This window comes from Amycolatopsis ruanii, from assembly GCF_003385175.1.
Classification (GTDB): domain Bacteria; phylum Actinomycetota; class Actinomycetes; order Mycobacteriales; family Pseudonocardiaceae; genus Amycolatopsis_E; species Amycolatopsis_E thermalba.
Genome location: NZ_PQHY01000005.1, coordinates 48,279 through 70,049 on the forward strand (window position 1 = coordinate 48,279; position 21,771 = coordinate 70,049).

The 21,771-nt window shown below is 72.1% G+C and carries 21 protein-coding genes; 15 read left to right on the forward strand and 6 right to left on the reverse strand.

Features of this window, described 5'->3' with window-relative positions:
• Positions 1-697: 697 nt before the first annotated feature.
• The 4 genes from D0D28_RS04025 to D0D28_RS04040 all read left to right on the forward strand — a co-directional run bounded on the left by D0D28_RS04025 (position 698) and on the right by D0D28_RS04040 (position 4,025).
• On the forward strand, positions 698-1,048 hold the full coding sequence (locus D0D28_RS04025; protein ID WP_094003480.1) for a DUF485 domain-containing protein: 351 nt from the start codon (positions 698-700) through the stop codon (positions 1,046-1,048).
• A complete protein-coding gene (locus D0D28_RS04030) occupies positions 1,045-2,655 on the forward strand; it encodes a solute symporter family protein (protein WP_116109771.1) in 1,611 nt (536 codons plus the stop codon). The genes D0D28_RS04025 and D0D28_RS04030 overlap by 4 nt, the downstream gene beginning before the upstream one ends.
• 93 nt (positions 2,656-2,748) lie before the next feature.
• Positions 2,749-3,099, forward strand: coding sequence for a rhodanese-like domain-containing protein (locus tag D0D28_RS04035; RefSeq protein ID WP_094003482.1), 351 nt, complete (start codon positions 2,749-2,751; stop codon positions 3,097-3,099).
• A gap of 53 nt (positions 3,100-3,152) precedes the next feature.
• Complete coding sequence (locus D0D28_RS04040) at positions 3,153-4,025, forward strand: DUF4328 domain-containing protein (protein WP_116109772.1); 873 nt, start codon at positions 3,153-3,155, stop codon at positions 4,023-4,025.
• Here the strand turns inward: D0D28_RS04040 and D0D28_RS04045 are convergent.
• Positions 4,022-5,230 (reverse strand): cytochrome P450, encoded by a 1,209-nt coding sequence (locus D0D28_RS04045; protein ID WP_094003484.1) that lies wholly within the window; start codon positions 5,228-5,230, stop codon positions 4,022-4,024. The two genes, D0D28_RS04040 and D0D28_RS04045, sit on opposite strands and share 4 nt — an antisense overlap.
• Before the next feature lie 77 nt (positions 5,231-5,307).
• On the opposite strand from D0D28_RS04045, the gene D0D28_RS04050 reads away from it, so the two are divergent.
• The 4 genes from D0D28_RS04050 (at position 5,308) to D0D28_RS04065 (ending at position 8,004) form a co-directional block, all read left to right on the forward strand.
• Positions 5,308-6,183, forward strand: a complete 876-nt coding sequence (locus D0D28_RS04050) for a DUF5926 family protein (protein ID WP_094003485.1) — start codon at positions 5,308-5,310, stop codon at positions 6,181-6,183.
• A complete protein-coding gene (locus D0D28_RS04055) occupies positions 6,183-6,533 on the forward strand; it encodes a DUF952 domain-containing protein (RefSeq protein ID WP_116109773.1) in 351 nt (116 codons plus the stop codon). Before D0D28_RS04050 ends, D0D28_RS04055 begins: the two co-directional genes overlap by 1 nt.
• A gap of 155 nt (positions 6,534-6,688) precedes the next feature.
• The gene (locus D0D28_RS04060) at positions 6,689-7,192 is read left to right on the forward strand and encodes a SigE family RNA polymerase sigma factor (RefSeq protein WP_116109774.1); all 504 of its coding nucleotides are present in this window, start codon (positions 6,689-6,691) and stop codon (positions 7,190-7,192) included.
• Entirely contained in the window at positions 7,189-8,004 is an 816-nt protein-coding gene (locus D0D28_RS04065) for a hypothetical protein (RefSeq protein WP_116109775.1), read from the forward strand. The genes D0D28_RS04060 and D0D28_RS04065 overlap by 4 nt, the downstream gene beginning before the upstream one ends.
• Positions 8,005-8,076: 72 nt before the next feature.
• Here the strand turns inward: D0D28_RS04065 and D0D28_RS04070 are convergent, their stop codons facing one another.
• The 3 genes from D0D28_RS04070 to D0D28_RS04080 all read right to left on the reverse strand — a co-directional run bounded on the left by D0D28_RS04070 (position 8,077) and on the right by D0D28_RS04080 (position 10,744).
• The gene (locus D0D28_RS04070) at positions 8,077-8,625 is read right to left on the reverse strand and encodes a ferritin (RefSeq protein WP_094003489.1); all 549 of its coding nucleotides are present in this window, start codon (positions 8,623-8,625) and stop codon (positions 8,077-8,079) included.
• 126 nt (positions 8,626-8,751) lie between these two features.
• Entirely contained in the window at positions 8,752-9,942 is a 1,191-nt protein-coding gene (locus tag D0D28_RS04075) for an arginine deiminase (protein ID WP_162830976.1), read from the reverse strand.
• A gap of 37 nt (positions 9,943-9,979) precedes the next feature.
• Complete coding sequence (locus D0D28_RS04080; RefSeq protein WP_116109842.1) at positions 9,980-10,744, reverse strand: CPBP family intramembrane glutamic endopeptidase; 765 nt, start codon at positions 10,742-10,744, stop codon at positions 9,980-9,982.
• 60 nt (positions 10,745-10,804) lie between these two features.
• Here D0D28_RS04080 and D0D28_RS04085 point away from each other — a divergent pair, with 60 nt between their 5' ends.
• A complete protein-coding gene (locus tag D0D28_RS04085) occupies positions 10,805-11,263 on the forward strand; it encodes a PPOX class F420-dependent oxidoreductase (protein WP_116109777.1) in 459 nt (152 codons plus the stop codon).
• 91 nt (positions 11,264-11,354) lie between these two features.
• On the opposite strand, the gene D0D28_RS04090 is transcribed toward D0D28_RS04085, so the two are convergent.
• Positions 11,355-12,146 (reverse strand): DUF2470 domain-containing protein, encoded by a 792-nt coding sequence (locus tag D0D28_RS04090; RefSeq protein WP_094003492.1) that lies wholly within the window; start codon positions 12,144-12,146, stop codon positions 11,355-11,357.
• Between the two features lie 92 nt (positions 12,147-12,238).
• On the opposite strand from D0D28_RS04090, the gene D0D28_RS04095 reads away from it, so the two are divergent.
• The 3 genes from D0D28_RS04095 (at position 12,239) to D0D28_RS04105 (ending at position 14,838) form a co-directional block, all read left to right on the forward strand.
• Complete coding sequence (locus tag D0D28_RS04095; RefSeq protein ID WP_116109778.1) at positions 12,239-13,279, forward strand: hypothetical protein; 1,041 nt, start codon at positions 12,239-12,241, stop codon at positions 13,277-13,279.
• Positions 13,280-13,348: 69 nt separating this feature from the next.
• The gene (locus D0D28_RS04100) at positions 13,349-14,203 is read left to right on the forward strand and encodes a hypothetical protein (RefSeq protein ID WP_275895887.1); all 855 of its coding nucleotides are present in this window, start codon (positions 13,349-13,351) and stop codon (positions 14,201-14,203) included.
• A complete protein-coding gene (locus D0D28_RS04105; protein ID WP_116109780.1) occupies positions 14,203-14,838 on the forward strand; it encodes a helix-turn-helix domain-containing protein in 636 nt (211 codons plus the stop codon). Before D0D28_RS04100 ends, D0D28_RS04105 begins: the two co-directional genes overlap by 1 nt.
• 185 nt (positions 14,839-15,023) lie before the next feature.
• Here the strand turns inward: D0D28_RS04105 and D0D28_RS04110 are convergent, their stop codons facing one another.
• Entirely contained in the window at positions 15,024-15,611 is a 588-nt protein-coding gene (locus D0D28_RS04110) for a TMEM165/GDT1 family protein (protein ID WP_094003566.1), read from the reverse strand.
• Positions 15,612-16,022: 411 nt separating this feature from the next.
• On the opposite strand from D0D28_RS04110, the gene D0D28_RS04115 reads away from it, so the two are divergent.
• Genes D0D28_RS04115 through cydD form a run of 3 tightly spaced genes read left to right on the forward strand, consistent with a single transcriptional unit; the run spans position 16,023 to position 21,763 of the window.
• Positions 16,023-17,501, forward strand: a complete 1,479-nt coding sequence (locus D0D28_RS04115) for a cytochrome ubiquinol oxidase subunit I (protein ID WP_094003496.1) — start codon at positions 16,023-16,025, stop codon at positions 17,499-17,501.
• A 9-nt stretch (positions 17,502-17,510) separates the two neighbouring features.
• Entirely contained in the window at positions 17,511-18,518 is a 1,008-nt protein-coding gene (cydB, locus tag D0D28_RS04120; RefSeq protein WP_094003497.1) for a cytochrome d ubiquinol oxidase subunit II, read from the forward strand.
• Positions 18,515-21,763: a thiol reductant ABC exporter subunit CydD gene (gene cydD / locus D0D28_RS04125; protein ID WP_162830971.1), complete on the forward strand. Its 3,249-nt coding sequence runs from the start codon at positions 18,515-18,517 to the stop codon at positions 21,761-21,763. The genes cydB and cydD overlap by 4 nt, the downstream gene beginning before the upstream one ends.
• The last annotated feature ends 8 nt before the right edge of the window (positions 21,764-21,771 follow it).

Sequence of the window (21,771 nt, forward strand, 5' to 3'; positions counted from 1 at the left end):
TTCGCACGGGAGGTGCGGGCTCGGTCGCGGTGAGTTCTGCCTCGGTGGGCCGTGGGCCGGGGGACGGCTGTGCGCATGCCTCGCCGGAACGGCGGGAAGGTGCGGACCTGGGCGCGGTGCGGTTCGCATCCGGCGGGCCGTGGGCCAGTGCGGCTGGTGGGCGTGGCCGGGGAGGACCGCGCCGGAACGGTGAAGGTGCGGCGTGGTTCGCGTCGCGATGTGGGCAGTGGAGCGCCGAGAGGGCGGTTGCCTGACGGGGCGCGCGGCCGGGACTGGCCGCGCCCGAACGGTGGGAAGGTGCGGACCTGGGCTGGCCGCGGTTCGCATCCGGCGGGCCGTGGCCATTCGGGCGCGGCCGGGACTGGCCGCGCCCGAATGGCGGGAAAGCGCGGGCGCGGCGTGTCGCGTCGGTGGTGCCGGGCAGCGGCGCCCCCGAACGCTGCGTGACCTCACCTCTGACCCGGAAGAGTTTCACTCGCTTAGCGGTTTCGTTTACCGTCCGTTGACTTCTCATCCCATCTTGGCCGTTTGGTGATTCGGCAAATGGACATTCCTACGTCAAACCGGCGTAAGATCGTCAACTCTCCGTAAGATCATTCACTCAAAAGGATTAACAACAACTCTCACGTTTCACGGCAAGATCTACCCGCGTCACACGACCGGAAGAGGTAGCGACCATGGAAAGGGAGGTTGTCCCGTGAGCACCAGCGACCAGGACCTCGTCGACGAGACGGGTCCGGGTGACAACTGGCAGAAGGTGCAGGCGAGCCCCGAGTTCGCCGAGCTCCGCAAGAGGTTGCGGGCCTTCGTCTTCCCGATGACCGTCCTCTTCCTCGTCTGGTACCTCGTCTACGTCCTGCTCGCCGACTACGCCCACGGCTTCATGTCCACGAAGCTGATCGGCAACTTCAACGTCGGCCTGCTCATCGGCCTGCTGCAGTTCGTGTCGACGTTCCTCATCACCGGGCTCTACGTGCGGTACGCCAACCGCAAGCTCGACCCGATCGCCGACAAGCTCCGTGGTGAGATCGAAGGAGGCGCGCAGTGACGAACCTCGCGCAGGGCGTCGAGGGCAGCAACCCGACGCTGAACATCATCATCTTCGCGATCTTCGTCGCGATCACCCTCGTCATCGTGTTCCGCGCCAGCCGCAACACGAAGACCGCCTCCGACTACTACGCCGCCGGCCGCTCGTTCACCGGCCCGCAGAACGGCATCGCGATCTCCGGTGACTACCTGTCCGCGGCGTCGTTCCTGGGCATCGCCGGCGCGATCGCGGTCAACGGCTACGACGGGTTCCTCTACTCCATCGGGTTCCTCGTCGCGTGGCTGGTCGCGCTGCTGCTGGTCGCCGAGCTGCTGCGCAACACCGGCAAGTTCACCCTCGGCGACGTGGTCGCGTTCCGGATGCGGCAGCGGCCGATCCGCGCGGCGGCCGCGGTGTCCACGCTCGCGGTGTCGTTCTTCTACCTGCTCGCGCAGATGGCCGGCGCCGGCGGCCTGGTCAACCTGCTGCTCGGCATCCGGAGCGACTGGGGCCAGAACGCGGTCATCGCGATCGTCGGCATCCTGATGATCGTCTACGTGCTGATCGGCGGCATGAAGGGCACCACCTGGGTGCAGATCATCAAGGCCGTGCTGCTGATCCTCGGCGCGCTGGCGATGACCCTGTGGGTGCTGGCCAAGTTCGGCTTCAACCTCTCGAACCTGCTGCAGGGCGCCGTCGAACGCGGCGGCGCGAACGGTGACGCGCTGCTCAACCCGGGCAAGCAGTACGGCAAGACCGACACCAGCAAGCTGGACTTCCTGTCGCTGGGCATCGCGCTGGTGCTGGGCACCGCGGGCCTGCCGCACGTGCTGATGCGCTTCTACACGGTGCCCACCGCGAAGGACGCGCGGAAGTCGGTCGTCTGGGCGATCGTCCTGATCGGCATCTTCTACCTGTTCACCCTGGTGCTGGGCTACGGCGCCGGTGCGCTGGTGGGGCCGCAGACGATCAACTCGGCGCCGGGCACGACCAACTCGGCCGCGCCGCTGCTCGCGCTCGAACTGGGCGGGCCGATCCTGCTCGGGTTCATCGCCGCGGTCGCATTCGCGACGATCCTCGCGGTGGTGGCCGGCCTGACGATCACCGCGTCGGCGTCGTTCGCGCACGACGTCTACGCCAACGTGATCAAGAAGGGTCAGGTGGACAGCAAGGCGGCCGAGGTGCGCGTCGCCCGCATCACCGCGGTCGTGATCGGCGCGCTGGCCATCGTCGGCGGCATCCTCGCCAAGAACCAGAACGTGGCCTTCCTGGTCGCGCTGGCCTTCGCGGTGGCGGCCTCGGCGAACCTGCCGACCCTGCTGTATTCGCTGTTCTGGAAGCGGTTCAACACCCAGGGCGCGCTGTGGAGCATGTACGGCGGCCTGCTCGTCACCGTCGTCCTGATCGTCTTCTCGCCGGCGGTGTCCGGCGGGCCGAAGCCGATGATCAAGGGCGTGGACTTCCACTGGTTCCCGCTGGAGAACCCGGGCCTGGTGTCCATCCCGGTGTCGTTCCTGCTCGGCTTCCTCGGCACGATCCTGTCGAAGGAGCACGACGAGAAGAAGTACGCCGAGATGGAGGTCCGGTCGCTGACCGGCGCAGGCTCGGAGAAGGCGACCGCGCACTGACCCGGGCGCAACCCGAGAAGGGGCCACCTCCGATGCCGGGAGGTGGCCCCTTTTGCTGGCTCACGTGCAGTTGATGGGTGCGCGTGTCAGTATGTGAACGTGCAACCAGGTGACATCCCGACCGCGTCCGTCTCCGAGCTCCCCACGGACGGGCTGGTGTTGCTGGACGTCCGCGAGCAGGACGAGTGGGACGCCGGACACGCCCCGGGCGCGGTCCACATCCCGCTCGGCGAGCTGCCGGCGCGCACCGACGAACTGGCCCAGCTGCCCGACGACCGGCCGCTCTACGTGGTGTGCCGCACCGGCGGCCGCTCCGCGCGGGCCGCGGCCTGGCTCAACGCGAGCGGCTGGGACGCGATCAACGTGGCCGGCGGCATGAAGTCCTGGGCGACCGAGGGCCGCCCGGTCGTCGGCGAGCACGACGGTCCACCCGAGGTCCTGTAGGTCCCATGCACCCGACCCCGAGGCCCTACCGAGCGCGACCGCGGGTCCGCTGGGTGGCGAACCCTCCGCCGGGTGCGATCCGTCCCCGCCCGGCCCGCGCCGCCGAGCGCTACGACGGTCCGCCGTCCTACCACGTGCCGCCGCGCTGGGGCTTCCCGCACCTGGCCTGGCGGGTGCCGACGGCGGTGCCCGGCACGCCGTCCGGGTACCCCAGCCCGGTCGAGCGCGTGCGGGTGCTGCACCGCAACGCGGTCACGATCCTGTGGTTCCTCGCCGGGCTCGCGGCCGTCGCGGCGGGCGCCGAGTTCTGGCGCTACGCGCTGCTGGTGGCCAGCCGCACGACGGCCCTGCACGCGACGACCGTGGCGTTCTCCGACGCGCTGGAGATCATCGCGTCGTTGCTCACCGTGGTGTTCGGGCTCATCGCCATCGCGGCGACGCTGTGGTGGCTGCTGATCGCCCGCGGCGCCGCCGCCGAGGCCGCCGGACAGGAACCGGCCCGCTCGACGCGGGAGGTCGTGGCCGGGGTCCTGGTGCCGGGCGTGAACCTGGTGATGGCCGGCTCCATCCTCGCCGAGCTGGAACACCTGGTGCTGGGCCGCGCCCCGGCGCGCCGCCCCCGCCCGTCGCGGCTGGTGCTGGCCTGGTGGGCGGCCTGGGTGGTCAACGAGGTGCTGATGGTGCTGGTCATCGTGTGGCGTCTCAAGGACGGCGTCCAGGCGATGGCGGACGGCGTGCTGCTGACCGGGCTGCTGAACACCTCGGCCGCCGTGCTGGCCGGGCTGACCGCGGTGCTGGTCTACCGCCTGACGACGCTGCTGGCCCCGGTCCGCGGCGACCTGCTGCGCCCGCTGCAGGTGCGCTCCGTGAGGGGCGCGCCGGCGCCGGAGCTGCGCACGGCCCGCCCCACCGGCGCGGCCCGCTAGAACGTCACCGGCAGGTTCTTCAGCCCGCGGATCACGAACTCCGGCCGCCGCTCCGGGTCGCCCGCCAGGCGCAGGCCGGGGAGGCGGCGGGTCAGGGCCGACAGCGCGGCGGCGATCTCGATCCGGGCCAGCGGCGCGCCGATGCAGTAGTGGATCCCGGCGCCGAAGCCCAGGTGCGTGCCCTCGGTGCGGCCGACGTCGAGCGTGTCCGGATCGGCGAACACCTCCGGGTCGCGCGCGGCCGCGCCGAGCAGCGCGGCGATCTTCTCGCCCTTCGCGACCCGGAATCCGGCGATCTCCACGTCCTCGGTCGCGGTGCGTTCGAACAGCTGCAGCGGCGAGTCGAAGCGGATCAGCTCCTCCACCGCGGTCGGCATCAGGTCCGGGTCGTCGACCAGGCGTTTCCACTGGTCCGGGTGCCGCAGCAGGGCCCACACGCCGTTGCCGATCACGTTGACCGTCGCCTCGTGGCCGGCCATCAGCAGCAGCACCGCCGTCGCGACCACCTCGTCCTCGGTGAGTCCCACCCGTCGCCCACCGCCACCCTCAACGGAGCCGCTTCGCGGCGCGGCCTCTTCCCCGTGCAGCAGGTCCGTGATCAGGTCCTCGCCCGGCTCCCGGCGGCGCCGTTCGGCCAGCTCCCGCAGGAACTCGACGAACTCGGTCGCCGCGCGCTCGGCCGCCACCCGGCCCTCCTCGGGCAGCCCGTACTCGTACATCTTCACGATCGCGTTCGACCACGGCACCAGCCGCGGCCGGTCGGCCTCGGGCACGTCGAGCAGCTCGGAGATCACCGCGACCGGCAGCGGCTGCGCGAGCGCCTCCAGCAGGTCACCCGAGCCGGCCGCGGCGAGCTTCGCCACCAGGTCGTCCGCCAGCTTCATCACCGTCGGCCGCAGCCGCTCCACGTGCCCGCGCCCGAACGCCGACGAGATCGACCGCCGCAGCCGCGTGTGCACCGGCGGTTCGTTCTCCAGCAGCGAGTTGCGGTGCAGCAGGTTGAACGACACGAACTGCTCGGCCGGGCTCGCGTCGGTCCAGATCCGGCCCAGCCCGCGGTGCCGCAGTACCGCCGACGCGGCCGCGTGGGACACCGCGATCGCCAGGCCCAGCCCGTCGTGCCGGTGCACCGGCGCCTGCGCGCGCAGGCGGGCGAACTCCGGGTAGGGGTCGGCGAGGAAGGCGGGGTCACGGGGATCGAACACGACCCGAGCCTAATCCCCCGATCCGGCGGGCCGTGCCCGGTTCGGTAGCGTCTGCGGCCTGTAGTCGAGGAGGCGAGATGGGCAAGGGCGCGCGCAAGCGGGGTCCGAAGAAGGACAAGGCACCGAAGATCCGCGACGTGTTCGTGGGGCAGCCGTTCGAGGGGCTGGCCGCCGAGCCGGAGCTGATCGCGCTGCGCGAGTTCGTGCCGTCGGCCACCGCGCCGCTGTCCCTTGTGGACGCCGGGGACCGGAAGATCACGCTGGCGACCGTGCTGCCGATGGCCGCCGCCGCGTTCGTGCGCACCGACGGCGAGGTGTTCGTCGGGCTCCAGGTGCAGACCCGGTCCAGCGACGTGAGCCGCGACCTGGGCCGCGCGATCCGGTGGGCGCTGACGGCCGAGCCGGGCGACGTGCTGCCGGTGCCCGACACCACCAGCCCGCCGCAGGAGGGCGAGCGCCTGCAGGACCTGCTGGTGGCCGACGCCGAGCTGGACGTCACCCTGCACCCGAACTTCGACTGGTGGCTGCCCGAGGACACCGATCCCAGCGGCGAGGTCAAGGTGTCGCTGGAGCGGGCCAACGAGGCGATCATGCCGACCGAGCGGCTGGGCACCGGCTCGTACTGGGTGCTCGCCGGGGAGAAGGCGCACCTGCGCTGGGTCCGCCGCGAGCCGGAGGGTCGCCTGATGCAAGCGCTTGCGCGGCTGTCCGCGGCAGGTGAGCTGTCGCTCGGCGAGGGTTCCCGCTACGCCGGGTCGTTCCGCGCGCACGGCCTGCTGGTTCCGGTCTGGGACCTGGACCCGGAGGCCCACGCCCGCGAGTGGGTCGAGCCGGCCGAGCAGCTGGGCGCCCGCCTGGACGAGGCGCTGAAGTCGGTGGACGCCGAGCCGCTGACCGCCGCCGAGCGCCGGGCCCGCGACGGCCTGGTCGGACGGCAGCTGACGCTCCGCTAGTGATCCTGCACCTCTGCGCGGCCGGCGAGTGGACGGGCGCGGACTACCGCGCGCCGTCCCTCGACACCGTCGGGTTCATCCACTGTTCCGACCCGGGCACGGTGGCGATCCCGGCGAACGCGCTCTACGCCGGGCGCACGGACCTGGTGCTGCTGGAAATCGACCCGGCGCGCCTGGACGTCCCGCTGCGCTGGGAGGCCGGCGCCCCTCCGCACCCGGACGGCATCCTCTTCCCGCACGTGTACGGCCCGATCCGCGCCGAGGCCGTGGTGGCCGTGCACCCCTTCCCGCCGAGCCCGGACGGCACCTTCGAGCTGCCCGCGAGCCTCGCGCAACGCGACCCCCGCTGAGACGTCCCCCGGAGAGCGCCGGACAACCGGAGGGGGCCGTCATGCGTGGAGTGGGCGAAGGGGCAAGACGCTCGATCGAGGGAGGCGATACGGTGACCTCGGCCGCGATGGCCATTGCCTGGGGAGGCGGCCGCGCGGCGGGGAGGGGGTCAGCGGTGAGCGACGAGCTGGCGGACTTCGGCGAGTTCGTGCAGGCCAGCTTGCCCGGGCTGCTCCGGTACGGCCACGTGCTCACCGGCAATCCACACGACGCCGCCGACCTGGTGCAGACCGTGCTGGAGAAGGTCGGCTCCCGCTGGGCCCACGTGCAACGCAAGACGGCCGATCCGCTCGCCTACGTCCGCCGCGCGATGGCGAACGCGCACATCAGCCGCTGGCGGCGCCTGAAGCGGGAGAGCCTGGTCGCCGACGTGCCCGAGCAGCGCGCCGCCGCACCGGTGGACCCGTTCGAGCACGAGCCGCTGTGGCAGGCCCTGCGCGAGCTGCCGCCGCGCCAGCGCGCGGTCATCGTGCTCCGCTACTACGAGGGCCTGTCCGAGGCCGAGATCGCCTCCTCGCTGGGTGTCAGCACGGGCACGGTGAAGAGCCAGGCCAGCAAGGCGATCGCGACGCTGCGGACCAAGATCGGCACGATCACCGGAGGGAGGGACGACTGGTGAACCCCGACGACGAGCTCGGCGACGAGCTGCGGCGGCTGTTCGACGACGACCGGCTGGCGATCACGCCCGCGCCGGGAGCCGAGAGCACCATCGTGCGCGGCGCCCGCCGTCGTCGTCGGCAGCGCACCGCCGTGGCCGCCTCCGGGGGCGTCCTCACCGCCGTCCTGCTGGTGACCCTGGGGCTCGTGGCCGAACGCCAGGACCCCGGCGTGCACCAGGCCCCCCGCCCCACCACCAGCGCCCCGTCGACCACCACGGACGGGCCCGGGCCGGTTGTGGTGCCGCCGTCGTTCCCCGAACTGCCCGTGCAGCCGGCTCCGCCGACGTCGACGACCACCGCCACTCCCGCGCCGCCGCCGAGCGGCACCTCCCGGCCCGCGCCGCCGAGCAGCAGCGGCGCCAGCGCCCGTCCCGAGCCGGCCACCGCCGCGGTCCTCGGCCCCACCGGGTACCGGCAACTGCGGCTCGGGATGAGCTTCGACGAGGCCAAGGCCACCGGAATGCTCGCCGACACGGACACCGCGCCCACCGAATGCATCGGCTACCGGCTCATCGAGGGCATGGCGAACATCGCCACGGTCACCATTTCGCCGGCCGACGGTGTGGTGGTCTTCGCCGCGACCGGTGCACGCACTCCGGAAAACGTCGGCATCGGTTCCACCGTCGCGGAACTGAGGAATGCCTATCCTGATCTGACGGCCGGTGCGGGCAATTACCGCGCCGCCACCGGATCGGGCGCGAACTACACGTTCTACGTCGATTCCACCGACACCGTGGTGAGCTGGGAACTGGGCGCCGCGCCGGCTTGCTGACACGACGGAGCCCGGGCCGAAGCCCGGGCTCCGTGCCGTCAACAGGCAGGCGCGCTCCGCGGTATGGCGGTCCTACAGGGCGCCACCGGCGACCGGCGGCATCTCCGGCGCGCCGTCGTCGCCGACGGACTCGCGGGCCAGCCAGGTCTCCACCTCGAACATGTTGCCGTTGGCGCGCTTGACCACGTTGACCAGCGTGGACATCTGCGACACCTCCTCGACCTGCTCCTTGAGGAACCACTGGAGGAACTGCTCGCCCTGGTAGTCGTCCTCGGCGCGGGCGGCCTTCATCAGGGTGCGGAAGTCGGCCGTGACCTCCTTCTCCTGCTCCAGCGCCAGCTCGACCAGCTCGAGGGGCTCGGCGAAGTCGTTGCGGACCGGGCCGGTGGGCGGGATGTCCACGTGGTGGTCGGTGTCGATCAGGTACTGCACGATCGCCAGCGCGTGGTTGCGCTCCTCCACCGCCTGGCGGTAGAAGTGCCTGGCCAGCTGGGGCAGGTCCGCGTTGTCGAACCAGACCGCCAGCGCCACGTACTGCTGGGAAGCGTGGAACTCGTTCTGCACCTGCTGCTGCAGGAGCTCGTAGAACTTGGAGCGCGGTTCTTTCTTCAGCATCGCCATGACTCAAGAATAGGCCATTTCGCTGATCGTTAACCATTCGGACCTGGTGATTCCCCTTTCGTTTGGGTAGGCTTACCGAGATTAGGAAGTGCTTATTTAGGGCGTGCTAATTCAGCTTAGCCTTTCCTAATTCACGATCGGGTCGCGGACGACGGGGCACGACATGCAGCGCGGCCCGCCCCGGCCGGAGCCCAGCTCGGAACCGGCGATGGCCAGCACCTCGATGCCGGCGTCCGCGAGTCGCGCGTTGGTCTCCACGTTGCGCTCGTAGCCCACCACCACGCCGGGCGCCAGCGCCAGCGTGTTGTTGCCGTCGTCCCACTGCTCGCGTTCCGCGGTCACCGGGTCGAGGCCGGTGTCGATCACGCGCAGCTTCTCGATGCCCATCGCCTCGGCCGCGGCGTGCAGGAACGGCTGCGGGCCGTCCACGCGCAGCGAGCCGTCGCCGTCCGGGCGCAGCGTGAACGCCACCAGCTCGTCGCGGGCCAGCGGGTACATCACCACGGCGTCCGGCGCGACCATCGTGCAGACGGTGTCCAGGTGCATCGTGGCGCGGGCCTGCGCGATCGGCACCGCGAGCACGGTGTGGGCGATGTCGTCGGCGAACAGCGAGCGCGCCAGCGACTCCGCGCCGGCGGCCGTGGTGCGCTCGCCGATGCCGACGGCCAGCACGCCCGGCGCGAGCAGCAGCACGCGGCCGCCCTCGACCGGCGCCGAATGGGCGCCGTAGGCACGCGAGGCGTGGGCGAACCGCGGGTGGTAGGCGTAGACGAGGTCGAGCAGCGCGGTCTCGCGGCGACGGGCCGGCATCGCCAGCGACGAGATCGCCACCCGGTCCGCGATCCACACCGACGAGTCGCGGGTGAACAGCAGGTTCGGCAGCGGGTCGACCGCGAAGTCGTGCGGGTGGTGGATCTTGCGGACCAGCGACGCGCCCTCGGCGGCGGGCAGCTCCTCGAACGTCAGGCCGGCCATCAGGACCTCGGCCAGCGTCGTCGCGTCCACATCGGACAGGTGCGAGCGCAGCGCGTCCCCCAGGTCCTCGCCCAGGCGCCGGTCGTCGACCGCGGCGTGCACCCCCGCGGCGTGCGCGCGCGGATCGGCCAGCGCCTCCCGCAGCACGTCGGCCAGCAGGAGCACCTCGACGCCGCGGCCGCGCAGGACCCCGGCGAACGCGTCGTGTTCCTCCTGGGCGCGGCCGACCCACGGGATCGAGTCGAACAGCAGTTTGTCGTTGTTGCGCGGGGTGAGCCTGGTGAGCTCGTTGCCCGGCCGGTGGAGCAGGACGGCGCGCAGCGGGCCGACCTCGCTGTCCACCCTGGGGGTTTCGGTGGTCACGGGCTGAGCGTAATGGTCAGGGCAGCCAGCTGACGTGTCCGCGCAGCAGCGAGTACCCGACGAACGACACCACGTCGAGCAGCGTGTGCGCGACGACCAGCGGCACCAGCCGGTTGGTCCGCTGCCACACGCGGCCGAACACCAGGCCCATGACGAAGTTGCCGACGAACCCGCCGAAGCCCTGGTAGAGGTGGTAGGACCCGCGCAGCACGGCGGCGGCGACCAGCGCGGTGTTCTCGCGCCAGGCCAGCTGCCGCAGCCGGGTCAGCAGGTAGCCGACGACCAGCACTTCCTCGGCGAAGGCGTTGCCGAACGCGGACAACGTCAGCGCGATCGGGCGCCACCAGGTGTCGTCCAGCCGGGACGGGACGACCGCGAGGTTGACCCCGAGCTTCCAGCCGACGAAGTACAGCACCAGACCCGGAACGCCGATCAACGCGGCCAGCCCGGCGCCCCACAGCAGGTCCCGGCCGGGGCGGTCGCGGTCCAGGCCCACCTCGGCCAGCTTCATCCCGCCGCGCCACAGCAGGTACGCGCCGAGCGCGCCCCACCCGACGAGCTGCACCGCGGACAGCAGCTGGGCGAGCAGGTCCAGCAGGTCGGCGGCGCGCTGCGGGACGTTCAGCGCGACCTGCTGGTCGGACAGCGGTTCCGGCTGCAGCAGCGAGTCGATCAGCGACAGCAGGCTGCGCGCGCCGGACAGGCCCAGCGTGATCGAGAAGACGACGACCAGCTCGATCTTCAGCCGACGTGCCGTCGCGGCGTCCACCGGTTCGGGCAGCGCGGGACGTTCGGGGCGGAGCCAGGAGCGGAGCACGTCCGCACGCTACCGTCTGGTGACATGGCCAAGATTGCTACCGCGGACCGCGTGGACCGTGCCGAGCTGCTGGAGTTCCTCCGGCCGCGGCACCGCGCGATCCTGATGACCACGCGCGCCGACGGCACCCCGCAGCTGTCCCCGGTCACCGCCGGGATCGACCCGGAGGGCCGCTTCGTCGTGGCGACCTACCCGCAGCGCGCCAAGACCCGCAACGCCCGCCGCACCCCGGCCGTGTCGGCGTGCGTGATCTCCGACGAGTGGAACGGGCCGTGGGTGCAGTTCGACGGCCGGGCCGAGGTGCTGGACGTGCCCGACGCGGTCGAGCCGCTGGTGGAGTACTTCCGGTCGATCTCGGGCGAGCACCCGGACTGGGACGAGTACCGCGAGGCGATGGTCAAGCAGAACAAGGCCCTCATCCGCGTCACCATCGAGCGCTGGGGCCCGATCGCGACCGGCGGTTTCCCGCCCGAACTCGCCTGACCCGCGAGTCCCACCCTCCCGCGCGCGAGTCCCACGCTCGTGCGCGCGAGTTCTGCGTTCGTGCAGGCGAGTTCTGCGTTCGTGTGCTGCGTCAGGGCTGGACGCGCATCTGGTTCTTCGCCAGGAACGGGCAGCCGACCAGCCGCCGCAGCTCGATGCTCAGCTGCGCCGGGCTGTGCACCGGCTGGGCGAAGGCCAGGCGCACGTCGTGGTCGCCGTCGCCGGACTCGACCCGCAGCCGCAGCCCGAACTGGTCCAGGCCCAGCGGGCGGATCCGGCCGCCGCGCAGTTCCTCCGGGATGTGCCGGGCGAGCTGGCCGACGACGTCGGGATGATCGCTTTCCAGGTGCCGCAGCCAGCCGGACTCGTAGCCGGCGAACGGATCCGCCGCGGCGGCGTTGAACATGTGCGGCCGCAGCGAGTGGGTGCCCTCGGCGTCGGCTAGGACGAGTGAGGCTGGCGTGAGCCGCAACAGGCTCAGGCCGTGGCCGAGGTCCAGCAGGCGCGGATCGGGCCGCGTCTCGGCGATCGACACCGCCCTGGCGCGGGCCGACTCCGGGCTGAGGTGCCGCAGCCAGCCGGTGATCCACAGCAGCCCGCGGACGGGTTCCCGCAGGTCGACCGGCGCGTGGTCGGCGAGTTCGAACACCACGGCCAGCTCGCCGCGGTCCGCCGCGCTGGTGCGGGCCAGCAGTGGGTGGTCGTCCGGCAGCAGGACGCTGACGCTGCCGCTGGGGTGGACGTGGTGGAGCTCGGGCACCACGCGATCGCTGCCGGTCGGGTCGCCCGCGGTGGGCAGCAGCGCGCCGGGGCCGTTCCGCACGGCGATGGTCTTCGCGCGCTCGGCGGGGCTGGGTGCGGGCGGACGTCGGATCTCGGTCACTGGCCACCTCCTACTTAGGTGAGCCTAACCTGAGTGATCGACGAAGGGAAGTGGAGCGGTAACACCGCTGGTCGCCTGATCGACTCGGAGGTGTGGAACCCACCCAGCAACGCGTGCTCGCCTACGAGCCGCGCCCCGGCGAACCGGCCGCTGCGGACTCGCTCGAAGTCGAGATCGTCGAGAAGCAGCGCAGTCGTCTGATCGGCTCGACGGTCGTCATCGTCGTGGCGGCCGGGCTGCTGCTGGCCCTGACCACCGACGCGCCGTCGGCCGGCCTCGCGGCGTTCGTCGCGGCGGTCGCCGGGTACCAGCTGTGGCTGCTGGTCTTCCGGGTGCTGCCGTGCGGGCGGCTGCTCGCGTACCCGGCGGTCGTGCTCACCCCCGGTCCGGGACAGTTGCTGGTGGCCGGGTCGAAGGTCAGCGTCGCGCTGCCCGGGCCCGAACCGCGCTGGCTGGTCGTGCGGCTGCCGGAGTCGAAGCGGATCCTGCTGGCCGGCCTGCGGCGCGTGTACTTCGTCGGCCCGGACCCGCGCGGCCGCGTGCTGGTCGGCCTGCCCGGCGGGTTCACCGGGCGGTTCGGCCGGATCACCACCGCGCCGGCGCCGGGCTCGGTGGAGCCGCCCGCGCAGCCCCGGCCGATGGTGGCGGCACTGCGGGACCCGGTGGTGACCACGTTCCTGCGTGAGACCCGGCGGCGGTCGTGGGGGATGGCCGGGTTCTTCCTGCTGCTCGCGGCGGGGCTCTTGGTGGTGAACCAGGCCTATCTCGACCTGCCGTACACGGGTGGTTTCGTGACCGTTCTGGCCGTGCTCTACGCCGTCGCCGGCCTGATGCTGCCGGTGCGCACGGTGACGCTGTCCACGGCGGTGAAGGAGCGGCCCTGGCAGGAACTCCACGCGACCCTGGACACCGTGATCACGCCGAACGCCGCGGGCGGCACGGGCAAGGCGGAGGGCCGGGTGATGCTCGCGGACGGCGAAGCGCGCGTGCTGTTCCAGCGGGCGCCGCTCGACCTGCTGGTCAACGTGCGCGACACCCAGCGGTTGTGGCTGCTGGGGACGCCGGAACGGGGCACGAAAGCCGTGGCCGGCCTGCCCGGGTATCCCGTTCTCGGGCTGGTGAACCTGCGGTGAACTGTCCGGGGGGCGTACGTGGTTGTCCGGTCCCCGTACGCTACTAGCGTGTCCCATGTGTCAAGCGCTGTGGAACTCACGCCCCCCGGCCCCCGCGGAATTCCGCCCCTCTTCGCACGGCTCGTAGACGACTCGGCGCTCTTCCCACCCGGCACGGCCACCATGCCGGACGCGCTGCGGAACTACCTGGCCGGCCGCGAGGGCGACCACGCGGGCCTGCTCGGCGTCTTCCTGTGCCAGGCGTCGCGCCTGCCGGAGCTGATCACCGAGCTGATCAAGATCAAGCCGAAGCAGCCGTTGCCGCTGTCGCTGATCATCGACACCGGTCTGGGCGGCGTGCCTAAGGCGATCTCGATCGTCGAGTCCCGCAGCGAGCTGCTGTCGCTGCGCATGGTCGAGATGCCGGCGCCCTCGGACGTCGACGAGGTGTGGCTGGAGCGCGTCTCGGAGTTCGTGCCCGAGGACGTGATCCGCGTGGTCGAGCCGCGCCGGGGCGTGGGCTGGCTCGACGGCGTGCGGCGCGTGATCGAGCACGGCAGCTGGCCCAAGATCCGCTGCGGCGGCCAGTCCAGCGAGAACTTCCCCAGCATCGACGAGGTCGCCGACTTCCTCGCGGTGCTGTCCGGCTCGCCCGGCGCCTCCTTCAAGGCGACCAACAGTCTGCACCGCGCGGTCCGGCACGACGATCCGGACAACAACATCACCCACCACGGCTTCCTCAACCTGCTCGTCGCGGTGGCGCGCAGCCTCTCCGGCGGTGACGTCCGCGACGCGCTCGCCTCCACCGACGGCGAGGCCCTCGCCGCGGAGGCGAAGTCGCTGTCCGAACCGGCCGCGAAGGCCGTGCGCGCGCTCTTCGCGTCCTACGCCTGCGACAGCTTCGAGGCACCGATCACCGACCTCGAGGCGCTCGGCCTGCTGTAGTGAGCGCCGAAGGCTCGCTGACCCTCGACCGCGGCCTGGCGTTGCTGCAGGCCGTGGCCGACGCCGACGGCGACGCGGCCACGATCTCCGAGCTGGCCGTCGCGATCGGCGCCAGCCGCGCCGCCGTCTACCGGTTGCTGGTGCCGCTGGCCGCGCGTGGGCTGGTGTGGCGCGACGGCAGCAAGGTCCGGCTGGGCATCGGCGTGCTGCGGCTGGCCGGGCAGGTGGTCCCGCAGCTGCGGGAAGCCGCGCGTCCGGCGCTGCGCGAGCTGGCGGAGAAGGCCGGCGCGACCGCGCACCTGTCGATCGCCGAGGGTGACCTGGTCGAATCGGTGGTGACGGTCGAGCCCTCGTGGACCGACTTCCACGTGTCCTACCGGGTCGGCGCCCGCCACCCGATCGGTGTCGGCGCCGCGGGCAAGGCGCTGACCCTGCGTCGCGGGAGCCGGGGCTGGGCGGCGGTCACCGGCGAACCCCAGCGCGGGACCTCGGGCGTCGCCGCGCCGGTGCGCGGCGTGCCGGGCCTGCGGGCGGTCGTCGGCGTGATCGCGCTGGGCCCGCTCAACGCCGAAACCGTGGGCCCCCAGGTGGTGGACGCCGCCGCCGCGGTCGCCGAGGCGCTGCGTGGCGGTTAACGCGCGCGGCGGTATTCGGCGGCCGCCGCCTCGTACTGCCGGTGCTCGGCCTCGTGGTCCGGATCGGGTCGCGGCGATGCGTTCGCCGCGCACCACCAGGTAGCCGCGGACGTGCCCGTTGCTGTTGCGCGAGCCCGGCGGACGTACTGGCCCGCGGTCCGCCGGGCGACGATCGCGCTGACGACCTAGGCGAAGGCCTGCACGACCGCCAGCAGGGCGAACACCGCGAACGCGAACCCGGCGATGCGCTGCAGCAGCTTCGGCTTGAGGCGGCCGCGCACCTTGTGCCCGATGAACACCGCGACCGAGGCGACCGTGATCAGGGCGAGCAGCGAGCCGGCGCCGACCATCAGCGGGTGGCCGTACCGGGCGGTCAGCCCGGCGGTCGCCAGCTGGGACGCGTCGCCCCACTCGGCGGCGAACAGCACGCCGAACGACGTGGCCGCGGAGCGCAGGAACGTCACCGGCTTCACCCCTTGGCGCGCCGCGTCCTCGCCGCTCTCGTCGGCCGCGGAGAAGCCCTCGCGCAACAGCAGGAAGGCCCCGAGCCCGAACAACGCCGCGACGACCGCCGCGACCAGGCCGTCCGGTAGCAGGGTGAGCGCCCGGCCGAACAGCACCGCGATCGTGGACTGCACGGCGAACGCGAGGGAAACCCCGAGCAGGACCGGCCACGCGCGGAAGCGGGTGGTCAGCACGAGGGTGGCGATCATCGTCTTGTCCGGCAGCTCCACGGCCAGGACGAGCACGTACGCGCTCAGCAGCGCCAGCAGTGCGGTACTCACGGTGATTTCCACTCCCCTTTCACTGCAACGATAAAGGGGAGTTCCGGCAATTGCCAGCAGATCGGTTTCGCGAATTGCCGGTTTTCGGTTCGCCAGAATTACTTCTGGCTCGGGCGCAGTTTTTTCTTCGCCGCACCGAAACCTGCCTTGAGCTGGGGAAGAACCGGTCGTCAATCCTGGTCGGATAGCCCGTCGCGCGGCGATGGCGGCGGGTGACCGGGGATTGTTGTCGAGGTATTCGTGAAGTGGTTCGCAAGGCCTGTGGTGCCGGTCACCGCGCTTGATTCGGAACGAGCGCCTCGCTTGTCAAAGCCGCGTTGGGCACCGGGACCTTGGTCCCGGCACGATCAGGACCGCGGGACCTGATGCCGGACCACGGAAGCGAGCAGTCTGAATGACGTGGACGTGCTCCAGCTGGCGCGGTGGCAGTTCGGGATCACCACCGTCTACCACTTCCTCATGGTCCCGCTCACCATCGGACTGTCGGTCCTCGTCGCGGGGATGCAGACCGCCTGGGTCCGCACCGGTGAGCAGCGCTACTACCAGATGACCAAGTTCTGGGGGAAGCTCCTGCTGGTCAACTTCGCCATGGGCGTGGTGACCGGCATCGTCCAGGAGTTCCAGTTCGGGATGAACTGGAACGCCTACTCCCGCTTCGTCGGTGACGTGTTCGGGGCGCCACTGGCGATGGAGGGCCTGGTCGCCTTCTTCGTCGAGTCGACGTTCCTCGGCCTGTGGATCTTCGGCTGGGACCGGCTGCCGAAGAAGGTGCACTTGGCCTGCGCCTGGGCGTTCTCGCTGGCCACGATCGCCTCCGCGTACTTCATCCTCGCCGCGAACTCGTGGATGCAGCACCCGGTCGGCGCCGAGATCGTCGACGGCAGGCCGACGCTGAACTCGATCTGGGCGGTGCTCACCAACAACACCGCGCTCGCCGCGATCCCGCACACCATCGCCGGCGCGTTCTCCGTCGCCGCGGCGTTCCTGGTCGGCATCGCCGCCTGGCACCTGTGGCGCAAGCGCAAGACCGACGACGAGCACCGCGCGGTGTGGCGGTCGTCGATCCGCCTCGGCGGCTGGACCGGCATCGTCGCGTTCGCGGTGCTGGCGATCACCGGCGACTTCCAGGGCAAGCTGATGTTCGAGCAGCAGCCGATGAAGATGGCCTCGGCCGAGGCGCTCTGCCACACCGAGCAGCCGGCCAGCTTCTCGATCATCGCGATCGGCGACGTCACCTCGGAGAACTGCGAGGACGTCAAGACGTTCAACGTGCCCGCGCTGCTGTCCTTCCTCGCGCACAACGACTTCAGCACCGAGGTCAAGGGCGTCGAGGACCTGGTGACCGAGTACCAGGCCCGCTACGGCACGAACTACCCGGACGACCCGCAGCTCGGCGAGCTGGCCGGCAAACCGATCGACTACGTGCCGAACCTCCCGGTGACCTACTGGGGCTTCCGGATCATGATCGGCTTCGGCGCGATCTCAGCGGGCACCGGATTGCTGGCACTGTGGCTGACCCGCAAGAACCGGATCCCGGACACGAAGTGGTTCCCGCGCCTGGCGCTGCTGAGCATCGCGACGCCGTTCATCGGCAACAGTGCGGGCTGGATCTTCACCGAGATGGGCCGCCAGCCGTTCGTCGTGGTGCCCAACCCGTCCGGTGTGGACGGTGTGTGGATGTTCACCGCGCAGGCCGTGTCGCGGATCTCCACCGGTGAGGTGTGGACCTCGCTGATCGCGCTGACCAGCCTCTACGCCGTGCTCGGCGTGGTGGAGGTGTTCTTGATCCGCAAGTACGTCCGCGGCGGCATCGACGGTGTGATCCCGCCCGAGAAGACCGACAACGAGGGCAAGGACGAACTTGCCTTCGCCTACTAGGGGACGGCCATGAGCCTGGAAACGATCTGGTTCTGCATCATCGTCGCCTTCTGGCTGGGGTACCTGTTCCTGGAGGGCTTCGACTTCGGCGTCGGCATGCTGCTGCCGGTCCTCGGCCGCGACAACACCGAACGGCGGGTCATGATCAACACGATCGGCCCGGTGTGGGACGGCAACGAGGTCTGGCTGATCGTCGCCGCCGGCGCGATGTTCGCGGCCTTCCCCAGCTGGTACGCGTCACTGTTCTCGGCCACCTACCTGCCGCTGCTGCTGGTGCTGCTCGCGCTCATCGGCCGCGGGGTGGCGTTCGAGTACCGCGGCAAGGTGGACTCGGCACGCTGGCGCCGCAACTGGGACCGCGTCATCGTGCTCGGCTCGTGGATCCCGCCGCTGGGCGTCGGCCTCATCCTGACCACCACGGTCCTCGGCCTGCCGCTGGACGAGCACGGCAACCGGATCGGCGGCGCGTTCGAGTCGGTCCGCTGGGACACGCTGCTCGGCGCGCTCGCGGTGGTCGGGTTCGCGCTGGTGCACGGCGCGGCGTTCCTGGCGCTCAAGACCGCGGGTGACCTGCGGGAGCGGGCGCGGCTGTTCGCCGTCCGCGCGCTGCCGGTCGCGTTGCTGCCGCTGTTCGCCCTGCTGGCGGTCGTGCAGTGGCGGTCGGGTGCACTGTGGACACTCGTGGCGCTTGCCGTCGCGGTGGTGGCCGCGGTGGTCGCCTGGCGCAAGCTGGTGGCCGACCGGGACGGGCAGGCCTTCGCCGCGCTGGGCGTCACCATCGCCGCGGCCGTGGTCACGCTGTTCGGGTCGCTCTACCCGGACGTGCTGCCCTCGACGCTCGACCCGGCCAACTCGCTGACCGTCGCGGAAACCGCGTCCAGCCCGTACACGCTCGAGGTGATCACCTGGGTCGGCGCGTTCGGCGCCCCCGCCGTGCTGGTCTACCAGGGCTGGACGTACTGGGTGTTCCGCAAGCGGATCAGCGCCGCCCACATCCCGCCGGTGCACACCCCATGAGCTTTCCCGGACGCTCCGTCCTTCCCGCATCGGTGTCCGCAGCGGACACCACGCGTCCGGGAAAGGGTCCGCTCGGCGCGCTGCCCTTGTTGTCCGCGGCGGCGCGCCGGGCGCTCGCCCTCTCCGGGCTGCTCGCGCTCGGCAACGCCGCGGCGCTGGTGGCGCAGGCCTTCCTGCTCGCCTCGGTGTGTGCCGCGGTGGTCGCCGGGCACGACATCACCGCCGGCCGGCTGGTCGCGCTGGGCGGGGTGGTCGTCGGACGCGCGCTGATCGCGTGGGCGCTGCGGGTGGTCGCCGCGCGGGCCGCGGCCGGGGCCAAGGAGGAGCTGCGGGCCAAGGTCGTCGACCACGCGCTGCGGCTCGGGCCGGAGTGGATCGCGCGCCGTGGGCCGGGCGAGCTGACCGCGGTGACCACCAAGGGCCTGGACGCGCTGGACGCCTACTTCACCGAGTACCTGCCCGCGCTGGTCACCGCCGCCGTGGTGCCGCTCGGCGCGGGTGCGGCCGTGCTGTTCGCGGACTGGCCGTCCGCGGTGATCATCGCGCTGACCGTGCCGTTGCTGCCGATGTTCGCGATCCTCGTCGGCAAGTACACCGCCGACCGGTCGGCGGCCGCGACCGACGCGCTGCAGCGGATGTCCGGCCACCTGCTGGAACTCGTGCGCGCGCTGCCGGTTTTGGCCGCGTTCCGCCGCGCGGAGGCGCAGGCCGAAGCGGTGCGGCGGGTGTCGGAGAAGCACCGGCGGGCGACCCTGAAGACGTTGAAGGTCGCGTTCTCCTCGGCGTTCGTGCTGGAGCTGGCGGCGACGCTGTCGGTCGCGCTGGTCGCCGTGGTCATCGGCGTGCGGCTGGTGGGCGGTGACCTGTCCCTCGCGATCGGGCTCGGCGTGCTGATCCTGGCGCCCGAGTGCTACCAGCCGTTGCGGGCGGTCGGTGCGGCCTTCCACGCCAGCGAGGACGGGGTGGAGGCGGTCCGCCGCGTCACCGACGTGCTCGCCGAACCGGTCGCGCCGGAGGGCACCGCGATTCCCGGCCGGGGTGAGGTGCGGGTCGCGGGTCTGCGGGTGGCGCGGCGCGGGGGTTTCGCGCCGGACGGCGAGACGTTCACGCTGCGCCCCGGCACGCTGACCCGGCTCGATTCACCGAGTGGCGCTGGCAAGTCGACGACGCTCGCCGTCCTGCTCGGCTTCGTGCGGCCCTCCGCCGGGACGGTGCTGATCGACGGTGTCCCGCTGAGCGAGGTCGACATGTCGGCTTTCCGGCGGGACATCGCGTGGGTGCCGCAGAACCCGGCGTTCACCGGCGGCACCGTGCGGGCCGAGCTGGACCTCGCGCTGGACCAGCCGCCTGACCCGGTCGAGGTCGATGCGCTGCTCATCGAACTCAACCTCGCCGGGCTGGCCGACGCGCCGGTCCACGAACTGTCCACCGGACAGCGCCAGCGGGTCGCGGTCGCGCGGGCGCTGCTGCGCGTCCGGCACGGCGCGTGGCTCCTGCTGCTCGACGAGCCCACCGCGCACCAGGACGCCGCCAACGCCGCGCTGGTCGAGGCCGCCATCGCGTCCACCCTGCCGCTGGGCACCGCCGTCCTCCTGGCCGCGCACCACCGGGAAACCCACCTGCCGGCCACACACGCGGCGACGACCGCGCCGCACGTCACGGTTGCCGACGCCGCGGAGCCGCAGCCGCTCCGGGGAGTGGTGAGTCGCCGGTTCGTCGGCGGCGCCGCGGTCGGGGCGCTCGCGTTGCTCGCCGGGGTGGCGCTGACCGCGACCTCGGGCTGGCTCATCGCCAAGGCGTCGTTCCAGCCGCCGATCCTGACGCTGACCGTCGCGGTCGTCGGGGTGCGGGCTTTCGGGCTCGGCCGCGCGGTGCTGCGCTACCTGGAGCGGCTGATCACGCACGACGCCGCGTTCCGCATCGCCGGGCAGCTGCGGGTCCGCCTGTGGCGGGGGCTCGTCCGGCTCGGCCCCGCCCGCACGCTCGGCCTGCGGTTCGGCGAGGGGCAGCGGCGGCTGGTTGCCGACGTCGACACCGTTCGCGACCTGCTGCCGCGCGTGGTGACCCCGCCGCTGGTCGCGGTGCTGGTGCTGGCCGGGGCGATCGCCGTGCAGACGATCCTGCTGCCGGTGGCCGGGCTCGTGCTCGCCGCCGCCGTGCTGGTCGGCGCCCTCGCCGCGCCCGCGCTCGCGCTGCGGCTGGAGCGCCGGGCGACCACCGCGCTCGCCGAGGGGCGCCGGACGGTCAGCGCCCAGGTGCTCGGCCTGTTCGGCGCCGCCGCCGAGCTGATCGCGTTCGGCGCGCACCGCCGCCGCCGGAAAGACCTCGCGCGCGCCGACGACCGGCTGGCTCACCAGGCCCGGCGGCAGGCGTTCGGGGCGGGCGCGGCCGACGCCTTGATCACGCTGGTCACCGGGGCGGCCGCGGTCGCCGGGGTCGGCCTGGCCACGGGCTCGGGCATCGACCCGGTGCTCGCGCCCGTCCTCGCCCTGGTGCCGCTGGCCCTGGCCGAGGTCCTCGCGATGCTGCCGCCGGTGGCCCAGCACTGGGACCCGCTGCGCACGTCGATGGACCGGATCGCCGACGTCGAGCGCTCGCAGCCGCAGCCGCCCGTGGCACACGGCCCGATCGCCTTCGAGCACGCCGACCTCGGCTGGACCACCCCCGTGCTGCGGGACGTGGACCTGCGGATCCCGGCGGGCACGCACGTCGCCGTCGTCGGCCCGTCGGGTGCCGGCAAGTCGACCCTGCTCGCCGCGCTGCTCGGGTTCCTGCCCGCCCAGCGCGGACGCCTGACCACCGCCGCCGAGGTGGCCTGGGCGCCCCAGGAACCGCAGCTCGTTTCGACGACGGTCGCGGAGAACCTGCGCCTGGCCGACCCGCACGCCGACGACGACCGGCTGCGCGAAGCCCTGCGCCTGGCCTGCCTGGACCTGCCGCTGGACACCGTCCTCGGCGACGCCGGCAGCGGCCTGTCCGGCGGTCAGGCGCAACGGCTCGCGGTCGCGCGGGCGCTGGTCGCGGCCCCGCGGGCGGACCTCGTCCTGCTCGACGAGCCGACCGCGCACCTCGACGAGCCGACGGCCCGCCGGCTGCGGGCCAACCTGCGTACCGCCCTGGCCGGCCGTACGGTCGTGCACGTCACCCACCACGCCGAGGAGGCGGCCGAGGCCGACCTCGTCCTCGACGTGCGTGACGGGCGTGTCAGCGTGCGGATGCCGGCCCTGGAAGGCGGCTACGCTTGACCCTGCTC